Consider the following 20,823-nt stretch of genomic DNA (forward strand, 5'->3'; position numbering starts at 1 on the left):
GCTCTTGGCGCCTTCGTCCAGGTTGTCTGTCGTGAGCATGAGCTCTGCATACTCACCGAGGCGGCCGGTCGCGGAGCTGATGCGCTCTTCTTCGACCATGAACTTCCTGAGCTCGGCGGGGGAAATCTTGCCGGCTGCAACCCTGCCGTGGTACTCTGCAGCGAGAGCGGCGGCGTCCCGTCGCACCGCTTTCATGTCGCGTGCGATGCGCGGATCGTCAAGGCTCGCGTACAGAGCGCTCAGGTCCCATATGACATTCTCAGACCCCAGTTTTCCTGCTTTCATCGATTCCTCCTCAAGAGCATGGTTGTTCGGGCACCTTATGATACCACACAACACCGGGGCCTCAACTGCGCCAATCCGTCAGGGAATCCAGTCCAGTCATGACGTATGGGTCCCCGCCTTCGAGAGGGCACCACGATGTGGCGGTGGCGCACAACGCGGCTATACTGATATAACACAGGTCGGCGTGTTTACATCGATTGTGGCGGCCTTTGTGAGTTATGTTTTTTCGCTACACTAGTAAATGAGAGCGAAGCGGTCGGTTGCTGCAATCTGGCCCTGCGGGCGGTTCAGAGACTAACGCACTCTCGCCAGAGGCACGGCGGAGAGGGAGGTTGAGATGGCACGAAGACCACGAGCTGTTGAACCAGAGGTAATCGACGAGTCCAGTGAGAACGAGGGTGCCCGTCGCTGCGCTTCGTTGAACGCGTACGGCAGTTATCTGTACGGCCAGGGCAGATGGGAAGAAGCACGTGGTGTCTTTGTCAAAGCCACGAAGGTCCTGCCCGGCGACGACGTGACGCGCAAGAATCTTGCGGTTGCCTCGAGTGCATGTGGCTTGAACGACGAGGCCATCGAGATCTTTGCCGATCTGACTGCCAGGTTCCCCGANNGAGCAGGCCGGGATCGAGTTCGCTCAGGCAGCCGAGCTTGCCCCAACCGAGTACATGTACTGGCACCACAAGGGGACGAATGCTCTTGCCCAGAACAAGACGTCCATCGCGGTAACAGCGCTGGCCCGTGCCATCGCTCTCCCGGGTGCCGCCTCCGTCTGCTACTATAACTTGGCCATGGCTCTGGGTGCGGCACGCGAGACGGAACGTGCCACGATGTTCTTGCAGAAGGCGATTGCGCTGCGACCGGACGACCCTGAACTCCTGATGCGTTCAGTGAGAATCATGAACGGTTGGGGGAGACGTGCCACGGCCATCGAGTGCCTGCGGGCATTCACCCGTTCAGGCAGGCGAAGACACGACGTCGAGCTCCTGCTCAGCGAACTGCTTGCTGACAGCTGATCAGGCTCATGCTTCAGGACGACGTCTGGTCATACTGCACCTCTCTTGAGCTGCTGGTCCCTGGTACCCGGGTGGTCGTCGCCGTTTCGGGTGGGTCGGATTCGGTCGCGCTGCTACGCCTTCTCTGCTCATTGCGGGAAAGCTGTCATCTCGACGTGGTCTGTGCCCATTTCAACCATCAGCTCCGCGGTGCCGAAAGTGATGCGGACGAGGCGTTTGTGCGGGGACTGGCAGGCTCACTGAACGTGCCCTGCGAAACAGGATCCGACAATGTGGGCGCGTACGCTTCCGAACATCATCTGAGCCTCGAAGAAGCGGCCCGGGAACTGCGGCTTCGCTTTCTCCGCATGACGGCGCTCAAGACAGGAGCTGCATGCATCGCAACGGCTCACACGCAGGACGACCAGGCTGAGACGGTTCTGTTTCGACTTCTCAAGGGGACTGGCTTGCGGGGGATGTCCGGCATGGCGCCGCGGGCGGGGATGTTCATCCATCCGCTGCTCGCAGTGTCAAAAGAACAGCTTCAGGGCTGGCTGCGGGCGCAAGGTTTCGTCTGGCGGGAGGATTTGTCAAATGCGGACGAGCGGCACGAGAGGAACTTCATCCGTACGAGCGTGATCCCGTTGATCGAGAGCCGGTTTCCTGCCGCGAAGACGGCCGTCGCGCGAACGGCGAACATGGCGCGTGCCACATGTGAGTTGTTTGAGCGGCAGACCGAGCAGGTGACCGACAACATCGAGATCCTGGAAGCGGGCGATGGAAGGCATCCGGGAGCGTTGCGCCTTGCCAAAGGGGCACTTGCGAGCCTACCTGATCCCCTGCTGCAATATGCACTTGAGGAGATTTTCGCCACGTCGGGCGTCGGTCCCAGCTTCGAACGGTTGACGCGGAGTACCCAGGCCATACGGAACGGCAGGACAGGCGTGCGCGTAACGCTGGATGACCGTGTGACGCTGGAGGTGGGTTACCAGCACGTTTATGTCTATGGCGCCGCGTTCACCGGTCGTGTCCAGGAGCCTCAGGAGATAGCGAAGCTCCCTGCAACAATCGACTGGTTTCGGAGGCGCCTGACCTTCGAGGAGAAGACGCCTGCGGACGTTCCGTCAGACTTAAGGGACGTCGGGCCGAAGGAAGCATGGTTCGACGTGGACGCGTTGCGGTTGCCGCTGACGGTACGCCACGCACGGCCTGGTGACCGCATGACGACGTTTGGGGGGCATCAACACAAGCTGCAGGACCTGTATGTCGACGCAAAGGTCGACCGGGTGCTGCGGGCGCGGCGTCCCGTCGTGTGCGATGCAGATGGCATTATCTGGGTGCCCGCCCTCGCTCGCAGCGCCGCAGGAGTGGTAACAGTTGAGTCGCGCCGCTTCCTGCGCATTGTATACTATAGTTCACAGTGCTAAGTTGTCTCACAGTGGGAGCGGGGTAGAATACATGGACATGAGAGATGAAATACTCGAGGTTCTGGTCTCGACCGAGGAAATCCAGAAACGCACAGCCGAGCTGGGACAGCAGATAGGACATGATTACGAGGGCAGGAACCCGCTGATGATCTGCATTCTGCGGGGCGCCGTCGTGTTCCTTTCCGATCTCATACGCTCGGTGCCGATTCACGTCATGGTGGACTTCATGGGCGTGAGCAGCTATGGCGGTACCAACTTGGATAGCACGGGCGTGATCAAGATCACGCGTGACGTCGACGCCAACGTGGCGCACCGCGACATCATCATCGTCGAGGATATTGTCGACACAGGCCTTACGATGAAGGCACTGGTCGATCTCATGAAGACGAGGGGCCCCAGCAGTATCGAGATCTGCACGTTCCTCTCCAAACCGCAGCGCCGCAAGGTGGACGTGGACATCAAGTACTGCGGGTTTGAGGTTCCCAACAAGTTTGTCATCGGTTACGGGCTGGATTACGACGAGAACTACCGGAACCTGCCATTCGTCGGCGTCCTGAAACCCGAGGTTTACGAGAAGAGAAAAGAGGAGAAGGGATAAGTGGCCAACCAGAAGAAGAACGGAGGCTCAAACCCGAATCTGCTGAAAGAGCTCATCGGATGGGCGCTTCTCTTTGCCATACTATGGGGCGCCTATTCGCTGTTCAAGACTCCTGTGGCCCAGCCGGCGCAACTCACATATACCGATTTCGTAACCAAGGTTCAGGCTGGAGAGGTCAAGGACGTCAAGTTTGAGATTGCCGACGTTGTCCAGACCGGCACGGGGACGCTGAAGGATGGCACGAAGTTCACAACCATCGCGCCGTTGTACGATGCCAGCCTGTATCCGCTGCTGATCGCAAAGGGTGTGCAGGGGGACTTCAACAAGGCACAGACGAGCATCTGGGTGATGCTGCTGACCAATGTCCTGCCGTATGTGCTGCTGATCGGGTTCTTGTTCTTCATGATGCAGCGCATGCAGGGAGGACAGAACAACCAGGTGTTCGGGTTCGGCAAGAGCAAAGCCAAGCTGTTCATGGACAACCGCCCGCGTGTGACGTTCAAGGACGTTGCGGGTCTGGATGAGGCCAAGGAAGAGACGGGCGAGCTGATCGACTACCTCAAGAACCCCAAGAAATTTTCGGTAATGGGCGCCAAGATTCCCAAGGGCGCGTTGCTGGTTGGGCCTCCTGGTTGTGGAAAGACACTGCTCGCGCGTGCAATCTCCGGCGAGGCCAAAGTGCCGTTCTTCAACGTGTCGGGTTCGGAGTTCGTCGAGATGTTTGTCGGCGTGGGCGCAAGCCGCGTCAGGGACTTGTTCGCACAGGCGAAACAATATGCTCCATGCATCGTGTTCATTGATGAGATCGATGCCGTGGGACGCCATCGCGGCGCAGGCATCGGCGGCGGCAACGATGAACGTGAACAGACCTTGAACCAACTACTCGTCGAGATGGACGGTTTTGATGCGAACAAGGGCATCATCATCCTTGCGGCAACGAACCGGCCTGACGTTCTGGATCCTGCTCTGTTGCGCCCGGGTCGCTTTGATCGGCGCGTTGTCGTCGATCTGCCGGATGCCAAGGGACGGGAGGAGATCCTCAAGGTGCACGCTTCGGACAAGCCGTTCGTGGCTGACGTCATGTTTGGCACGATCGCCAAGGAGACCGCCGGATTTACAGGAGCCGATCTGGAGAACCTGCTGAATGAGAGTGCATTGCTTGCTGTCCGCAGGGGAAAGGCGGATATCACGATGGAAGAGGTCGAGGAAGCCATCGACAAGGTCATCGCTGGACCACAGAAGAAGTCGAGAATCATCAGCGACGACGAGCGCCGGCGCATCGCCTATCATGAAGCCGGGCATGCTGTCGTCGGCAAGGCTCTGGCCGCACGTGAAGAAGTCCACCGCATCAGTATCGTGTCACGCGGCATGGCCCTCGGGTTCACGCTGCAGCTCCCCACAGAAGACCGGTACATGCGCACCAGCGAGGAACTCCTCAGGGACGTTGCCGGCCTGCTCGGCGGAAGTGCTTCCGAGAAACTCTTCCTGGGAAGTATCTCGACCGGACCTTCGAACGATCTCGAGCGTGCCACGGACGTTGTCCACCGCATGATCCGTGCATATGGCATGAGTGAGAAACTCGGTCCCCTTACCTATGGCAAGACCAGTGACCTGGTGTTCCTCGGGAAGGAACTCAGTGAGGAGCGCAACTACAGTGAGGAGACCGCTCAGACCATCGACGCCGAGGCCAGACGCCTGGTCGAAGAGCAGTACCAGCGCGCGACCGAAGTCCTGGAGATGAACCGTGTCGTACTGGAGAATCTGGTGACTGTCCTGCTGGACAAAGAAACGCTGCAGGGGCCGGAACTCGAAGAGGCGCTCAGGGGCGTCATCGATCTGACGGCGAGCACTGTCCACATTCAGGCGCCCGCTTCACAGTCTGGTTCGCCGGTGAGCACACAGCCTGCTTCCTAGTCGAGACACAGCAATATCAGGAAAAGGCCCCAGCCTGACGGCTGGGGCCTTTTGAATGTCCTGGAAGCCTGTAGCGTTCTCAGGCGCGGTTGGCAGTGCCGAACAATTCGATTTTGCCACGCACGCCGTCCATGATGGCCTGCAACTGTGGCTTTGCAAGATCCCGGAACCCAATGGCGTCCGGGGTCTGCTCGAACATCGCCTTGACGGCGAGAGCGGCCTTTTTCTGCAGGAAGGTCGCAATATTGATCTTGCTGATGCCCAGCAGGATGACCTGCTTGACATCCTCATCCACTGCGCCGGAGGCGCCGTGCATGACAAGCGGCACAGTCGGCATGGCTTCGTGCAGCTTGCGGCAGAGTGCGATGTCGAGATGGGCTGCCTGGACGGCCATGGCGTGGACTGTTCCAATGGATACGGCCAGGGCGTCGACGTGCGTATCGCCAATAAAGCGAACTGCCTCGTCGACCGCGGTGTAGTGCATATCCTCGGCCTCGGTGCTTGCGCCGTCCTCAGACTTGCCGACCTTGCCGATCTCCGCTTCGACTGCCACGCCTACCTGGTGGGCGGCTTCGACGACCTGACGCGTGATGGCGACGTTCTCGGCATATGGCAGCGACGAACCGTCAAACATGACGGAGCTGAACCCGGCACGCAGTCCTTCGACGCAGCGCAGGAAGCTCTTGCCGTGATCGAGGTGCACGACGACGGGAATGGCATACTTGCCGGCGTAATGACGGGCGATCATGCACAGTTCTTCGAGCCCCGCAAAATCAGAGCTACCCTGCGAGATCTGGAGGATGACGGGCGCCTTCATCTCATACGAGGTTTCGACAACAGCCTTGGCATATTCCAGGTTGTGGATGTTGAACGCGCCGACCGCGTAGTGGTTCTTGAGTGCGTCCTGTGTGACTTCTTTCAACGTTACCAGCATTGTGCCACCTCCACGTGGTTAGACAGCCTTGATGAATTTTCCGTAGCCGGCTCCTGCAGGGAACTCCCCCGAACTGTCGTAGACCTGACTGCCACGCACATACGTCTGGCGGACTACGCCTCGCAGCTCCCGTCCCTCGAAGGGCGTGTACTTGTTCTTGGCGTAGAGGTCTTCGGCGTGCACAGTCATCGGTGCATTCAGGTCGATGCAGGCGAAATCAGCATCGGAACCGACTGCAAGTATACCTTTCCGCGGGAATAAGCCAAGACGCTTCGCCGGGTTGGTACTCATGATTTCGCCAAAACGGTACAGATTCATGCCCCGGACCGTGCAGCCCTCGTAGAGCATCAACGGGACACGGAGCTGAACGCCCGGCATGCCTGCGTAGGCATTCCAGATGTTGTCCGTGACCTTTTCCCGAGGGTAGATGCCGGCTGCATGATCGGTCGTCACATAGTCGATGGTCCCGTCCAGCAGACCCGCCCAGAGCACTTCGTTATCATAGCGGTCGCGCAACGGCGGCGTGCACTTGGCCAGACTGCCCAGGCGCACAAAGTCCTCTCGGTTGAGCAACAGGTAGTGTGGGCAGGTTTCGGTCGTGGCGTCGATGCCCTGACCCTTGGCTTGCCGGACAAGGTCGACACCTGCGGAAGTCGACATGTGGACGATATGGACACGCGTATGCTCGCGTCGGGCGAGAGCAAGAACTGTGGAGACCGCGAGAGGTTCTGCATCGTACGTGCGGCCGTCCTTGTACGCCAGGGGGTCCGAACGGCCCTCCCGAATGATCTTGTCGGTGTAGTACGTGGCAAGGAAGTAGTCTTCGGCGTGCACCGCCACCAGCATGTTGAAATCGCGTGCAGCCTCGAAGAGCATCACCATCTGGCGCGTATCGAGGCGCGGATAGGTCTGCATGCCCGAGATAGTATAGGCCTTGATGCCGACGACGCCCAGCTCCTTGAGTTCCGGCAATAGTCGGCGGAAGGCGCCGCTGTCGATGAAGGTTGGGGTCGTTCCGCCCCAGAATGCGTAATCGACGTAGGCCTTGGACTCGACAGCTCTCATTTTGGTTTTGAAGTTGTCGGGCGTGGTCACCGGCGGAAGCGATGTGCACGGCATGTCGACGATGGTGGTGACACCGCCGGCGGCAGCTCCCATCGTACCGGTGCCGAAGTCCTCACGTTCCGTGAAGCCGGGATCGTCGAAGTGGACATGTCCGTCGACTCCGCCCGGCATGACAAAGAGTCCATGCAGGTCGATGGCGGCGACTTCAGCCGGAGCAGGCTCACCGAGTGCGGGAGAGAACTTCTCGATGATACCGTCTGTGACCAGAATGTCGACTGCCAGGAGCGTGCCGTCAGGCTGTGCTATCTGAGCGTTCTGAAAGAGCTTCTGCATGGTAAACCTCCCTTAGATGAACAGACTGACAACTTTGAATTTCTCAACGTCGATCAGGCCAAAATCCGTGATCTTGAGCTTTGGAATGACTGGAAGAGCCATGAATGCCAGTGTCATGAACGGATCGTCCAGCGGACAACCTGTTGCGTCGCGCATGATCTTTCCCAGATCATCCAGACGGACCGCGACCTCAGGTACGGACAGGTCGGACATGAGACCGCCATACGGGAGAGGGAGAGAACCGACAACGTGTCCGTTGTTCGTCACCGCGAGGCCGCCACCGATGAAGGCGACCTGCTGTACGGCCAGCAGCATGTCGCGGTCGGTAACGCCGCACACGACGATATTGTGGGAATCGTGGGCAATCGATGACGCCACCGCTCCCTGTTTCATCTGGAAGCCGCTGATGAACGCCACGCCCACGCGCCCGGTAGCGTGATGGCGTTCGAAGACTGCCACCTTCAGGACGTCCTGATCGGTGTCCGACACGACATAGCCGTGCGTGTCGACTCTTGCGTTCACGCGGCGCTCGTCGGTTACAACCTGATGGGGTATCAGCTGCAGGACTCGCAGCTGCTTGCCCGGCTCGGCCTTGACACGCAGGCTCTGGTAGGTAGGAGTGGCAATGTTGATGCTGTTCTTGATGCCGTAGCTCCTCGAAGGATGCCCGTCGTCGGGGCCCAGCCAGGCACCGTCCCTCGCTACAAGTTTTCCCTTCGCGTAGGTGGATGACGGCTGGACGTGCTGCGGGTCCGGGAAGATGATGAAGTCGGCCCAGTAGCCGGGGGCAATGGCACCTTTGCGGGAGAGGTTGTAGTGAGTGGCCGGGTTGAGCGAACCAAGGCGTACGGCGGTCGGGAGGTCGATCCCCGCTTCAAGCAGCAGGTTGACTGCATAGTTGATATGCCCTTCCGCAACCAGGTCGGACGGGTGCCGGTCGTCTGTCGCCAGCATGATGCGGTGCATGTTCTCTTTGGTCAGCAATGGGATCAGGGCTTTCACATCCCGTGTCACCGATCCCTCGCGCATCATGATCCACATACCGCGAGCCAGCTTCTCGCGGGCTTCATCCGCCGTCGTGCATTCGTGGTCGGTAGAGATACCAGCGCCGATGTATGCCTCCAGGTCTCGCCCAGTGATGAAGGGCGCGTGTCCGTCGATCAACTGTCCGTCGAAGGCGGCCAGCTTGGCCAGGACTGCCGGATCCCTGAACAGGATGCCAGGGTAGTTCATGAACTCCGCAAGACCCAGGACTCGCGGGTTGTGGCTCAGTTCCGACAGCCGATCGGCGTCGAGTGACTCGCCGTTCGTCTCAAGGTGCGTGGCCGGGACACAGGAGGGAAGCATGAAGTAGAAATCCAGCGGAGAGTTGCGCGTAGCCTCGAGCATGAACCGGATGCCGCGTGCTCCAGCGACGTTGGCGATCTCATGCGGGTCTGCGATCACTGCGCCAGTGCCACATGCGAGCGCCACCTTGGCGAATTCGCCGGGGACGACCATGGTACTCTCGATATGCATATGACTATCGATGAAACTGGGCGCAGCATAGGCGCCTTTGCCGTCGACGACCGTCACGCCGTCATACCGCCCGATTCCTGCGATCTGACTGCCTGACAACGCAATGTCGACATCGTCCTCGATGTGCCCGTCGAAGACGTTGACCAGGTGGATATTCCTGACGACCACGTCCGCCGGTATGCGTCCGGCTGCGACGTCGATCAGCCGTGCGATGCGTTCCTGAGCTGTCTGAGTTTTGCTGTTCATGCGTCTTACCTCAGGCCTTTTCCAGGATGCGGACAAGCTCGGCGTTTGCCTGTTCGATAAGCGCTTCCTCGTCATAGCCGATGACTTGGCCATCACGGTAGACGATTTTTCCATTGATGATAGTGCACGCTATGTTGCTTGTGGATGCCTCGTAGACCAGTCGACAGTACGCGTTCGTGTGAGCTCCCGGCTGAGCGAAAACGTCCCGTCCAGGGTCCACGAGCACAATGTCGGCTCGCTTGCCCGGTTCCAGCGTTCCCAGTTCTTCGTCCATGCCGAGTGCTTTTGCGGCATCCACGGTCACCATGGAGAGGACCTGCTCGGGAGTCATTGTCTGTGGGCCATATTGCGGTCGAAAGGCCGTTGCCAGGACGGTGAGCTCACGTATGGCGTCCATTCTCCCTCCATACAGGGGACTGTCGAATCCGGGCAGAACCGGTGTTCCCTTCCGGACAAACTCGGGGAGGCGGGACAGGGGGCGGCCGAGTTTCAGGTCAGTCGACACGTTGATGACAACGCGCGCACCGGCTTTGCGGATGACGTTCTGTTCCAGTTCCGAGGCAAACGATGGGTTGACGAGGAACGTGTTCTCGCCCAGGACTCCCAGTGTCTCGAGAGAAGCCAGCTCCTGAAAGCCGCTTTCGCGGCGCATGCGCTCGACCTGGCTCTTGTCCGTTGTGAGGACGATCTTAAGGGGGTAGCCGCCTGCGTCAGCCAATGCCTTGGCTTGGGTCAGGCACTCATCAGTACAGAACGGAGGGTTTGTGGTGCTCACCGCATATCGCAGCAAGCCATCCTCGTCACTCGATGCAATGTCGTGGGCAAGCGCCTGTGCGTCGGACATCTGTTCGCGGAGCGACATACGCAGAGCCTCGGGCCAATCCGGCGTTCGGTCGGCCAGCATGCGTCCGCCGATGAGCCTGAACCCGAGCGTGCGGGCTGCCTGGAGGATCTGGTCCGTGTGGCGCATCGAGCCGCCTTCGAAGAGCGTCGTGACGCCGCTGCGTATCGATTGACAGATGCCGAGTTCAGCCGAGCAACGAACCTGTTCGGGAGAAAGGCCTGCAACAAGTCTGAGGGCCGTTCTCTCGCGCTCTGCATCGTCCAGGATCTGGTCGGTCTGACCACGGAGCAGGCTGAAACCGAGGCGAGCATGGCCGAAGATCAGACCAGGAAGGACAAACATGCCTGAGGCGTCGATCGTGACGTCAGGGCGTTCGCCGCGGCCGATGGCAGTGTCGATGCGCTTGATACGTCCATCAGCGACGAGCAGGTCAGCCTTACTGGGCTGACGGTCGCCACCCATGGTCAGCAGTGTTCCGTTCTTTATGAGCAGCTTGTTCATAATGGTTGTTGCTTATTGTACCCTGCGTGCAACTCTTTGTCAAAGCACGGATGCCTTTGCGAAACCATATATACTGTCCTGGGCAAGGAGGTACCATGAGTCAGACAGTCATGATAGAAGCATTGGGACAAGAGATCGATGCTCGCACTCAGGCGCTCGACAATGTGTTCGACTGGATGGAGCCACAGGGGATTGATGGCAAGCGAGTTCTTGTGTTGCTTGGCGACCTCCCGGTACGGCTGGACCTGGTGGAACGGACGGTGCGGACGCTGTCCGGGGCCGCCCGGGTCGATCTTGCCGCAAGGTCTCTGGCCGGCTACGATGAGGCATATCGCAGCGCTTTGACGGGTCTGCTGGGCGAACGTGGCGACCTGATCGAGATCATCTCCGGGGAGTACGAGTCCCTGACGGTACCCATGAGGTCCTATGCACGCCAACTACACAAGATGGAGACCCCCGAGCGTCGATACATCAAGCAGGTGTTCGTGTCACGGTGCCTCGCCGAGGCCGACCTGTTCGTCGTTGCGCGCGGCCTGGATCTCAACAGGTTCTCCGGCGTCCACGGCATCTTCGCCACGGTCCTCGACTGCCTTGCCACAAAGACGCGGACGGAGGTCCTGAGCTATGCTGCATATGGACTGATGGGAGAGGCTCTCCTGGATGTCTGGTCGGCGATCAGGGGAGCTTTCCTGTTCGGTGTCCTCGACGGCGAACGCGCCCGCGAAGAAACGTACGGGAGAACCGTCGAGACTGGCGTGATCCTGGCTGGTATCGATCCCGAAGAGCTGGACGGCTACGCGCTCATCGCAAGTGGCGGCAGGGTTTCCTGGTCGCCATTCAGCTCTTCAGCGTCGGTACGTATCGGCAGGGGGCGTCGTGGCAGAACGGCGGACGTTGCCTCCAATATCGCGCTGGATGAACTGCGGGCACGAGTGCCCGATGGGTTCTGGCAGAGGCCCCCTGTCCACAGTGCATTTGGCGTTCCACCTGTTTTCCGGTTCTCCAGGCGTCCAGAGAACTTCGACACGCTTGTCTGCCCGATGGGCGCGATCGAGGAAGGACAAGACGACATACCACTCGTGCGGCGTGCGGCGTGTGTCGCCTGTGGGTGGTGTCTCAAGGAGTACGCCGAGGTATCGACATACAGGAAGTAGGTTCTCAAGGAGGTCAGCATGAAGAGGGGCGCACACGTGCGCCCCTCTTCATGCTCTGTGTCCGCCCGGGCCTAGCTGAAGGAAATAAGATCCTCGCCGGATTCCGTCGATATCTCTGGTGCCTTGAGACTGGCTGTGTCGACGATACTGACGTCTTTGTAGTTTTTCGAGATGTTCTTGTACGTCGTGAGATAGTTCTCATACCCCATCTTCTTGGCCACCAGCAGAGCTTCGCCGACAAATCCCGGCGTCTCGAGGCGCATTGCCAAGTCCCGGGCAATCGACAGCTCGATGGGGGACAGAGCGACGACAGTGAGCTTGATCACCTGCCGCATCTCCTCTGGCACGTTCTGCAGGTCCTTGGCCGACACGGCGAGTTTGGAGATACGATTGCGATACCCGCCACGGAACAGCTGCGCCAGCGCGCCGGCATCGGTGACAACGCCGTTGTGTAACAGCGTGTCGAGTTCGATATTGCCTGAGAAGACAGAGGGCTGTGGGGCCGGCCTGTTTGCTGGAGCCGGTACGAACGGGGGTACAGGTGCAGCGACGCCTGCTGTGGCGCCAGCCGCAACCATGGTTTGCTCGAAAGACTCTTCGTCATCCAACAGCCGCGATAAAAGGTCGGTGCTGGACGGTGTCGGCGGATTGGTCTCTGGCAGTTGCGCCCCCGGAGATTCGTGGTCCGGCTCAACGGGTTCGACTTCGACAGGGGCTTCTTCATGGACAGGAATAGTCATTTCCTCCGTCGAAACCGGCTCTTCGATGGAACCATGTTGCGGAGCAACAGGTGCTTCTGGAACGGGAGTCTCTTCAGTCTGAAGGGTCTCCTGGGTTACCGAAGTTTCCTCAGCAGGCATGGGTTGCTCGAGAGGCAACACAGTGGCAGAAACGTTGCCCTCCGACTCGATGGGCTGGACCGGAGCTTCTTGCCCGATGGGTCTTAGTTCGGGTTCAGGGAAAGGTTCGAGGAGCGTTTCTGTGGGCGATTCCTGGGCCGAGGAACTCTCCTGTGGAGGCGGGAGGAGGGCTTCCGAAAGAGCGTCGGCTGGAACTGCTGGAGTGGCCGTGACGGGTTCCGATAGTTTGTTCTGAGTCGCGGGCAATTCTGTCTCGGGCGGGGTGAACTCCAAAAGTGGTGGCTCAGCCGATGCAATCATGGTGGCAGGCATAGTGGGCACTGTCGTGGGCATCGTATCTGCGCCGGCGAAGAAGCCAAGTGGCTCCAGGGAAATCTCCGGGACCGACGGTGAATCGAGCCGGGCATGAGATGATTCCTCCGTCATTGCGAGCTGGGCTGCCGGTTCCTGCACAGGCGGTGTTTCCTGGTTCTCATGGGTTTGTGCCAGTTGATTGAACGATGTCGCGGACGACGGTTTTGGGCCTTGTTCCACAAGGCCGAACTCTATGGTGTTTTCTCCCTGCCCTGCTGTCCTGGGTGTCACCCTCGGCAGGCGCTTGCGCATATTGTGCCGGGGACGCAGAGCGAGGATGAGGATGATAAGGGCAAGAACGACGATGATCCAGAACATCCACACAGCCACAAGCTCGGGCGTTACCGAGAGGCCGGACACCGTGCGTTCCAGAATTGGCACAACCAGCACAGACAGAGGCAGAAACAACCGGACGGCGAAATCTGTGATCGCCTGCGTCGCGGTCTGGACAACTTTCAGTGCCTGACCCGAGACGAAGAAATCACGGGTGCTCATATACAGAGAAGCAATCCACGTACCAGTCGAGTGAGTTGCTTCTGCAATCCACATACCGGTCGAGTGAGTTGCTTCTGCAATCCACGTACCAGTCGAGTGAGTTGCTTCTGCAATCCACATACCGGTCGAGTGAACTGCTTTCTGGATCCAAGCCCACGCCGTCTGCCAGGGTCCCGACGATGGTGATTCCACGGGAGCAGCTGTCTGTGCCGAGACGGCGAGCGGATAGGCCGTACGTACGAGATCGGCATTCTTCGTGACGACGATGTTGCGTCCAGCCGAGCTGGACGAATCCGCCTGAACATGCACCACGGGCACAAAGCCCGCAACGACGCAGCAGAGTACCAGAAGTCCTGTCAGAACGCTTCTCGCTCGTTTTCTCATACTATGCGCACCATCCTTGTAGCAAGAATGTTACAGGCCATTCACCGTTTTGCAATAATGCAGGGCCTGCCCGTGTGCTGTCTCGCCCGGTCAGCTTGTGCGGACTGATACAGCAAGTATAATGCCAATATTGAAAAGAGTGATGCACATTCGGACGTCAATGTGGAGGTGCGCATGCCATTGGCTGGTGATCTATCGGGATTCAGCGTCGATGAGGTCGTTTCTCTTATCATGAGGGGCGGCAAATCGGGACGCCTCGTTCTGAAAGACAACGCTGCCGAGAGCTCGCTGTACTTTGACGCAGGGGCGATTGTCGAGGCGATCCACGGTCGTGTTCATGGCCCGGAAGCCCTGGTCAGTGCGCTGGCCGCATTCTCTGCTGGACAGTTCATGTTCTACGAGGATGAACAGATACCGGCGCCCTCGATGCACGTGGACGAGTCCCAATTGTCGAGTGTCTCGCAGCAGACGCACATCGAGACGGACACGATGGCTCCTGTGCTTCCTGACGTCGACGAGAAACTGACGCTGATGCTGTCATTCGCAGACCCGCTTTCACTGACACCATTGCAGTGGCTGCTCCTGGCCCAGATCCCCCAGCGTTGCACGTTGCGGCACCTGAGCGAGGGACGAGACCCGTTCGCGGTCAAGAAGGCTCTGTCCTCCCTGCTCCTCAGCGGACTCGTGCAGCGGACTGGACAGATCATGCCCGCGGGTACCATTCGAGTCCGTCTGACCGTGGTTAAGGGGTACACCCGGGAGGAGGAAGCCGTCGAACTCGACCAGGAGATCGTTGCTGGATGGCGTGCATCGGGGGTTTTCGCGGGACGGGTGCTTGTCGGAGGGCATGTCTTTACTGCGTTGGCGAGACAGGGATTGGGCAAGAGCATCGTAATGTCGGCACCTAGTTGCCGGCTGTGCGGTGTGCGCGACAGTCAGGAGGTCGACGTCACCCTCGCACCTTGAGACGCTGCGTCAGGACCCAGAAAACCAAACCCCCGGCCGTATGGCTGGGGGTTTGCCGCATGACGACTGAGCTGTTCTCGACAATCAGGACGTGACGATGTCCTTCTCGATGAGCTTGAAGACCTTTGTGGGACACTTGGCGACGCAGATGCCGCATGAGGTGCACAGGTGCTCATCCACCACAGGGAGTCCGCGTTCCATGTGGATGGCTCCTTCGGGGCAGGACTTGACACATATCTCGCACTTGATGCAGCCGATCTTGCATGTCGCGATGACCTTTGATTTCACGGGATTCCGATTGGAACAGAGAGGCATAGCGCCCTTCTTGGCGCGTGAGACCCTGGTGAGAACGTTCTGAGGACACGCATCGACGCACTTTCCGCACCCGGTACACTTGACCGTGTCTACATGAGGAAGGCCGTCGTCTCCCATATGGAGTGCGTCGAACGGACAGATTCTGGTGCAGTCGCCCAGGCCGATACAGGACCACTGACACAGCTTCGTGCCCCCCGTCGTTATTTTGGCGGCGCGGCAGGACTGGATGCCCTCATAGTCGGCCTTGAGAGGGGCCTTGTCTTTGGATCCCTGGCACACGAGAACGGCGATCTGGTCGACTGCGCTGGATGTGAGGCCGAGCAGTGCGGCGATCTGGTCGCCCGCTTTCTTGCCGCCCGTCGTGCAACGGTCGGGAGTGGTCGTCTGGTGAGCGACCGCAATCGCGTAGGCGTCACAGCCAGCAAAGCCGCAGGCGCCGCAGTTGGCACCAGGGAGGATGGCTCGGATCTTGTCGACCAGCGGGTCGCTGGGGACCGCGAACTTCTCGCGGAAGAAGCCCAGGGCAACGCCGATAAGCAAACCGAGGACCGCAGCGATGATTGCTGTTTCGAGGATGATTTTCATCGCGACCTCACTTGATGAGCCCAGCAAAACCCATGAACGCCACTGCAATGATGCTTGTCGTGAGGAACAGGATAGGCGTGTCCATCATGAAGGAGGGAATCGGAGAATTCTTGAGCCGCTGACGCACACCCGCCAGGAGGAGCATTGCAAGCAGATATCCCAGGGACACGGCGATCGAAAAGACTATGGACTGCACAAAATTGTAGTTAAACGTGATCTGGTCGAACGTGACGGCCAGGATGGCGCAGTTGGTCGTGATCAGAGGCAGATAGATGCCCATGGCGTGGTAGAGCGTGGGTACGCTCTTCTTGAGATAGAACTCTACCAGCTGGACCAGCGCGGCGATGACCACAATGAAGACCAGAATCTCAAGGAATTCCAAACCATTCGGCTTGAGAATCCAGTAGTAGATGGGCCATGTGACGGCTGAAGCCATCACGGTGACGAAAGTCACGGCCAGCCCCATACCTACGGACTGCCCCACGTCGGATGTCATGCCGATATAGGAGCAGAGCGCGATGAAGCGCATGAGGATGATGTTGTTGATGAGGAACGCTGCGACGAAGATCTTGATCAGGTCAGTCATCTTTCCTCCTATGCCTTTTCGGCCGAACCGTTTTCGGGCAGCGTGCAGCAGCTATCCTGGGTCGGTTCCGGCTTTTTGCCTGCCAGCAGTTTTCGGCGCAGGTTGTTGCTTGCAGCCATCCAGAGGGAAAAGACGAGGAAGCCGCCAGGTGGCAAGATGAAGAAGATCATAGGTGAGAAGGATGCCGGCATGATCTGGAATCCCAGAAGCGTACCATTGCCCAGCAACTCACGGACTACCGCAAGGGCGATAAGGACCCATGTGTATCCGATTCCCATGCCCAGACCATCTACGACGGAGTCAGCTACGGGCTGCTTGGAGGAAAATGCCTCGACACGTCCCATGACGATGCAGTTCACCACGACGAGCGGGATGAAGACGCCCATCGACTTGGAAAGGACAGGGAAGTACGCCTGCATCTCGAGGTCCATGATGGTCGTGAATGCGGCAATGACGATCAGGAAGATAGGCATGCGAATGCTTTCCGGAATCAGGTTCCGGAACAGCGAAATGATGAGCTCGGACATGACCAGGACGAAGGTCAGTGCGACGCCCATGCCAATGCCGTTGGCGACTGTGGTCGTTACGGCCATCGAGGAGCAGAGACCGATCATGATGATAAACAGCGGGTTCTCGATGATGAGGCCGTTGACGAAGACACCAAATAGGCGTTTCATAGTCCACCTCCTGCCAGAGCTGTGACCAGCGCGTCCGCAGTCGCTTTCACGAGCGCTGTGGCCCCCCTGCTGCTGAGTGTTGCCCCTGAGACTGCGTCGATGTTCGTGCCGATCTCGAGAGGGGTGCCTGCTTTCTTGCCCACGAATTGCTGGGCGAATTCCGGCGCGAGAATCGGGCTGCCCAGGCTGTCGGTGCATTCCAGTATTTGCACGCCGGTGATGGTTCCGTCGGTCGAAACGCCGACGAGAACAGTGACATCACCGTCATAACTCTTTGCCGTGGCCTTCCCGGACGCGCCGACGATCGTTCCGGCTTTTGTTCCCACCAAGGTTTCCAGGATGGAGACGCCAGGAACGCTGGACGTCGCGGCCCTGGAGGACGGTCGGACGGTGTCGGCCGATGGAAGGACAGCGCTGGAGCTCGGTGAGGAGGGGACCGGTGCGGAGCCTGCAGTGCCGAGGGCGTCGGAGGCGGCCTTGGCGACGGCCTGAACCAGGTTCGTAATGGATCGGCTCGTAATAGTTGCGCTGGTGATGGCGGTCACATCCTGCTTGACGATGAAGGCATCGCTGACTTTCTTGCCGGCGAACTGGCCCGGGAAGGTTGTCTTGGTCGCTTTGTCGACGTAATATTTGGGATTTGCAGCATTCGCGCCGAGACCGGGGGTGTCCTTGTTTTCGAGGACTTTCACGCCGGTAATGGTTCCATCGGTCGAAACGCCGACGATCAAGGTCGTCGGGCCACCGTAGCTGGGGCCATGGGCCTTGACAGCTATGCCGAGCGAGCCCGAAGGGCCGTCCGCTGTGTACGCCGCATCGAAGACGATCGTGGAGTTCGGGGACTTCACCTTGTCTGTTGGGGTGAATCCAGTGGCCGTGGGGAACACTTCGTGAAGACCGGCCTGAAGATCGGCCTCCTGACGTTGTGCGATGGTCTTGCTCGTGCTGTTGTAGACGAATGCAAGCCCGACGCAGCCGACGATGGTGTACACTGCCAGGATAAGTCCCAGCTTGATCATCTGCCAGCGTTTCATGCGTTCACCTTCCTGGGCTTCACGAATCCAAATTTGCGGGGGATGATCTTGTCCAGATAGGGAACAAGGACGTTCATGAGCAGGATGCCGTAGGTGACACCCTCAGGGAAGTTGCCGAGCTGACGGATGAGAACCGTCATGAGTCCCGCACCGATACCAAAAGCCCACTTGCCAATGGGTGTCACAGGGGTCGTGACATAATCTGTGGCCATGAAAAAGGCTCCCAGCAAGATGCCGCCGGCCAGCACTGAGAAGGTCGGGTCCTGTCCAAACAGCCAGGATGCGACGAATGTCGCGGCGATCATGGCGACTGGTGTCCGCAGGTCGATGACTCGCGTCACCACCAGGAACGCTGCTCCCAGCAGGAGCAGTAACGCAGATGTCTCACCGATACTGCCTGAGTGGTTGCCAAGGAACATCTGAAGGTACAGAGCCGGCTTTCCACTGGCTCCGACACTCTTCATGACGTCGGTGATGGTTCCACCCAGCTTGAGGATACCCAGAGGCGTCGCAGTCGTTGTTGCATCGACGACAGCCGCGTGCAGAGAGGGAGACCAGCGCGTCATGAACGCCGGCCAGCTCATCAGCAGAACGGCACGTCCCACGAGAGCAGGGTTCGCGAAGTTGCCGCCGAGACCGCCGAACAGCTCCTTGGCCACGATAATGGCGAACGCGGAACCGATCGCAGCCATCCACAGCGGTGAGGACACCGGCAGGATGAGCGCGAGCAGCATCCCTGTGACAACGGCGGACAGGTCGGTGACGTGTGTCTCGCGGCGAAGCGCCTTGCGGAACAGGAATTCGGCTGCAACGGCACTGACAATAGATACCGCTGTGACAAGCAGCGCCCGGAGTCCAAAGAAGTAAACGCCGCCTGCCAGGGCCGGGAGCAGGGCGATGATGACCATACCCATCGTTTTCTGAATATCGTAGCCGGTCACGAAGTGCGGTGCGCCGGACAACACAAGCTTCATCGTCTTATTTTCCATGGCGAGCCTCCTTGGCACGCTGGTTGCGCAGAAGATCCTTGCCGAGCTTGAACCGCTGGGTGAGAGGAATACGTGCTGGGCAGACATAGCTGCAGGCACCGCATTCGAAGCAGTCAACAAGGCCGATGGCGTCGGCACGGTTCACGTCGTTTGCATCCAGTGCAGCATTCATCAGCATAGGCATCAGCTGTGCGGGACAGGCATTTGCACAGCGGCCACAGCGGATGCACAGACGCTCCTCGTACTGTTTTGATTCAGCGGCAGTGAAGAACAGGACGCCACTGGTGCCCTTGGCGATCGGAGTCTGCAGCGATGGTACGGTGACGCCCATCATGGGACCGCCGAAAATGACTTTGCGGACGTCGTCGCTCATCTGAATCACGTCGGGAATAAGATCGGCGATCACTGTCCCGATGGGGGCGTACAGGTTCTTTGGCGTCTTGCAGGCTCCGCCTGAGACAGTGAACCCACGTTCGATGAGGGGTTTTCCGTCGATGAACGCTTCTTTGATAGCCTTGAGCGTCCCAACATTCTGGCAGATGACGCCGATGTCAAACGGGAGGCCCTTCGAGGGGACCTCGCGACCGGTAATAGCCTTCATAAGCATCTTCTCGCCACCTTCTGGGTACTTGGTTGCAGCGATGATGGTCCCCATGCGGATGCCGTGACTATGTCCGGCAAACTGCTGTTCGATGACAGGCAGAGCGTCCGCTTTGTTGGATTCAATGGCGACGATTGCTCTCGTGGCTCCCACAATGTGAGCCGCAATGGCCAGTCCCTCGACGACATCTGCCGGCGATTCCATCATCGTCCGGTAGTCGATGGTCAGATATGGCTCGCATTCCGCCCCATTGGCAATAATCGTGTCTATGGGTTTGTCTGCTGGGGGAGCCAGCTTGACGTCAGTGGGGAAGGATGCTCCGCCCATGCCGACGATACCGGCATCGCGCAAGCGTTTGATCGCCTCCTCACGTGAGCAGGCAAAAGCATCGAGTGGCGCCATATATGCTGTCTCATCGGTGCCGTCGGCTTCAATGAAGACGGCCATGCCGTCTTTCAGATTGCTCTGGGGAGCAGGCTCGATCTTGCGGACGATACCGGTGATCGACGCATGGACGGTGGCTGCCGGGCAGGCTTGGACGTCGCCGATCATCTGTCCCTTGACCACCCGGTCTCCGACCTTTACCAGAGGCTGGTTCTGAGCCCCAATAGCCTGTGTCAGGTGAATGACGACGGACTTGGGCGTCGGGACCCGCTCGATGGGCAGGTCTCTCGTTGATTCCTTGTGTTCAGGAGGGTGAATGCCACCTCTGAATGTTTTCAGACTCATCTAGACCAGTTCTCCTTTCACTTCAGGCTGTTCAACCTTGTGCCCGCAGTGGGGGCACGATTTCCAGTTTGTTTCCATGAGTTCGCCGCATGCCGGACATACCGTGTGGAGTTCATTGCTACATGCGGGACAGAACCGGTACCTTGACTTCACTTCGTGTCCACAGACCGGGCATTTTCTGTCCTGCTCGTCCATGAGGAATGCATAGTAGCTTCTCTCGAGCTTGAGAACGTCATTGTTCAACTTGTCCGCCATGTGATCGTCCAGGGTCAGGGGGTCGCGGACCAGAAAGTATATAATCAGTGGCAGCAACCCGAGGCCGATCACTGTGAAGACTGACCAGACAAGGGTATTGGCGCCTCTCCTCGAGGTGTCCTTGATGATCCAGATGAGGATGACAGCGACAAGAACGGCCGCACCCAACAGGATGGAACTGA

General features: G+C 59.0%; 18 protein-coding genes. 6 read left to right on the forward strand and 12 right to left on the reverse strand.

The window, feature by feature from the left end:
- Positions 1 to 950 precede the first annotated feature (950 nt).
- The 4 genes from SMC3_RS04625 to ftsH are packed head-to-tail and all read left to right on the forward strand — an operon-like array spanning position 951 to position 5,216.
- A complete protein-coding gene (locus SMC3_RS04625; RefSeq protein WP_119089889.1) occupies positions 951 to 1,298 on the forward strand; it encodes a hypothetical protein in 348 nt (115 codons plus the stop codon).
- Between the two features lie 8 nt (positions 1,299 to 1,306).
- Positions 1,307 to 2,704 carry a tRNA lysidine(34) synthetase TilS gene (tilS, locus tag SMC3_RS04630; protein ID WP_119087125.1) on the forward strand — a complete coding sequence of 466 codons (1,398 nt, stop codon included), beginning with the start codon at positions 1,307 to 1,309 and terminating at the stop codon, positions 2,702 to 2,704.
- Between the two features lie 37 nt (positions 2,705 to 2,741).
- Positions 2,742 to 3,302, forward strand: coding sequence for a hypoxanthine phosphoribosyltransferase (gene hpt / locus SMC3_RS04635; RefSeq protein ID WP_119087138.1), 561 nt, complete (start codon positions 2,742 to 2,744; stop codon positions 3,300 to 3,302).
- Positions 3,303 to 5,216, forward strand: a complete 1,914-nt coding sequence (gene ftsH, locus SMC3_RS04640; RefSeq protein ID WP_207799666.1) for an ATP-dependent zinc metalloprotease FtsH — start codon at positions 3,303 to 3,305, stop codon at positions 5,214 to 5,216.
- A 79-nt stretch (positions 5,217 to 5,295) separates the two neighbouring features.
- On the opposite strand, the gene SMC3_RS04645 is transcribed toward ftsH, so the two are convergent.
- The 4 genes from SMC3_RS04645 to SMC3_RS04660 are packed head-to-tail and all read right to left on the reverse strand — an operon-like array spanning position 5,296 to position 10,657.
- Entirely contained in the window at positions 5,296 to 6,150 is an 855-nt protein-coding gene (locus SMC3_RS04645; RefSeq protein WP_119087126.1) for a class II fructose-bisphosphate aldolase, read from the reverse strand.
- 18 nt (positions 6,151 to 6,168) lie between these two features.
- Positions 6,169 to 7,548: an allantoinase AllB gene (gene allB / locus SMC3_RS04650; protein ID WP_119087127.1), complete on the reverse strand. Its 1,380-nt coding sequence runs from the start codon at positions 7,546 to 7,548 to the stop codon at positions 6,169 to 6,171.
- Between the two features lie 12 nt (positions 7,549 to 7,560).
- The gene (ade, locus tag SMC3_RS04655) at positions 7,561 to 9,312 is read right to left on the reverse strand and encodes an adenine deaminase (RefSeq protein WP_119087128.1); all 1,752 of its coding nucleotides are present in this window, start codon (positions 9,310 to 9,312) and stop codon (positions 7,561 to 7,563) included.
- A 10-nt stretch (positions 9,313 to 9,322) separates the two neighbouring features.
- Positions 9,323 to 10,657: an amidohydrolase family protein gene (locus tag SMC3_RS04660; RefSeq protein ID WP_119087129.1), complete on the reverse strand. Its 1,335-nt coding sequence runs from the start codon at positions 10,655 to 10,657 to the stop codon at positions 9,323 to 9,325.
- A gap of 95 nt (positions 10,658 to 10,752) precedes the next feature.
- Here SMC3_RS04660 and SMC3_RS04665 point away from each other — a divergent pair, with 95 nt between their 5' ends.
- Positions 10,753 to 11,811, forward strand: coding sequence for a hypothetical protein (locus SMC3_RS04665; RefSeq protein ID WP_119089890.1), 1,059 nt, complete (start codon positions 10,753 to 10,755; stop codon positions 11,809 to 11,811).
- 71 nt (positions 11,812 to 11,882) lie between these two features.
- Here the strand turns inward: SMC3_RS04665 and SMC3_RS04670 are convergent, their stop codons facing one another.
- The gene (locus tag SMC3_RS04670) at positions 11,883 to 13,904 is read right to left on the reverse strand and encodes a hypothetical protein (protein WP_119087132.1); all 2,022 of its coding nucleotides are present in this window, start codon (positions 13,902 to 13,904) and stop codon (positions 11,883 to 11,885) included.
- A 174-nt stretch (positions 13,905 to 14,078) separates the two neighbouring features.
- Between SMC3_RS04670 and SMC3_RS04675 the strand changes: the two genes are divergently transcribed.
- Entirely contained in the window at positions 14,079 to 14,870 is a 792-nt protein-coding gene (locus tag SMC3_RS04675; RefSeq protein ID WP_119087133.1) for a DUF4388 domain-containing protein, read from the forward strand.
- 84 nt (positions 14,871 to 14,954) lie between these two features.
- Here the strand turns inward: SMC3_RS04675 and SMC3_RS04680 are convergent, their stop codons facing one another.
- Genes SMC3_RS04680 through SMC3_RS04710 form a run of 7 tightly spaced genes read right to left on the reverse strand, consistent with a single transcriptional unit; the run spans position 14,955 to position 20,809 of the window.
- Positions 14,955 to 15,770 (reverse strand): RnfABCDGE type electron transport complex subunit B, encoded by an 816-nt coding sequence (locus SMC3_RS04680; protein WP_119087134.1) that lies wholly within the window; start codon positions 15,768 to 15,770, stop codon positions 14,955 to 14,957.
- A gap of 7 nt (positions 15,771 to 15,777) precedes the next feature.
- The gene (locus SMC3_RS04685; RefSeq protein WP_119087135.1) at positions 15,778 to 16,356 is read right to left on the reverse strand and encodes an electron transport complex protein RnfA; all 579 of its coding nucleotides are present in this window, start codon (positions 16,354 to 16,356) and stop codon (positions 15,778 to 15,780) included.
- An 8-nt stretch (positions 16,357 to 16,364) separates the two neighbouring features.
- Positions 16,365 to 17,033 carry an electron transport complex subunit RsxE gene (rsxE, locus tag SMC3_RS04690; RefSeq protein ID WP_119087136.1) on the reverse strand — a complete coding sequence of 223 codons (669 nt, stop codon included), beginning with the start codon at positions 17,031 to 17,033 and terminating at the stop codon, positions 16,365 to 16,367.
- Positions 17,030 to 18,067 (reverse strand): FMN-binding protein, encoded by a 1,038-nt coding sequence (locus SMC3_RS04695; RefSeq protein WP_119089891.1) that lies wholly within the window; start codon positions 18,065 to 18,067, stop codon positions 17,030 to 17,032. The genes rsxE and SMC3_RS04695 overlap by 4 nt, the downstream gene beginning before the upstream one ends.
- A complete protein-coding gene (locus tag SMC3_RS04700) occupies positions 18,064 to 19,056 on the reverse strand; it encodes an RnfABCDGE type electron transport complex subunit D (protein WP_119087141.1) in 993 nt (330 codons plus the stop codon). The genes SMC3_RS04695 and SMC3_RS04700 overlap by 4 nt, the downstream gene beginning before the upstream one ends.
- Complete coding sequence (gene rsxC / locus SMC3_RS04705; protein WP_119087142.1) at positions 19,046 to 20,386, reverse strand: electron transport complex subunit RsxC; 1,341 nt, start codon at positions 20,384 to 20,386, stop codon at positions 19,046 to 19,048. The genes SMC3_RS04700 and rsxC overlap by 11 nt, the downstream gene beginning before the upstream one ends.
- A complete protein-coding gene (locus tag SMC3_RS04710; protein WP_119087143.1) occupies positions 20,387 to 20,809 on the reverse strand; it encodes a zinc ribbon domain-containing protein in 423 nt (140 codons plus the stop codon).
- Positions 20,810 to 20,823: the final 14 nt, after the last annotated feature.

It is taken from the genome of Candidatus Cryosericum hinesii, from assembly GCF_003570985.1.
GTDB classification, from domain to species: domain Bacteria; phylum Caldisericota; class Caldisericia; order Cryosericales; family Cryosericaceae; genus Cryosericum; species Cryosericum hinesii.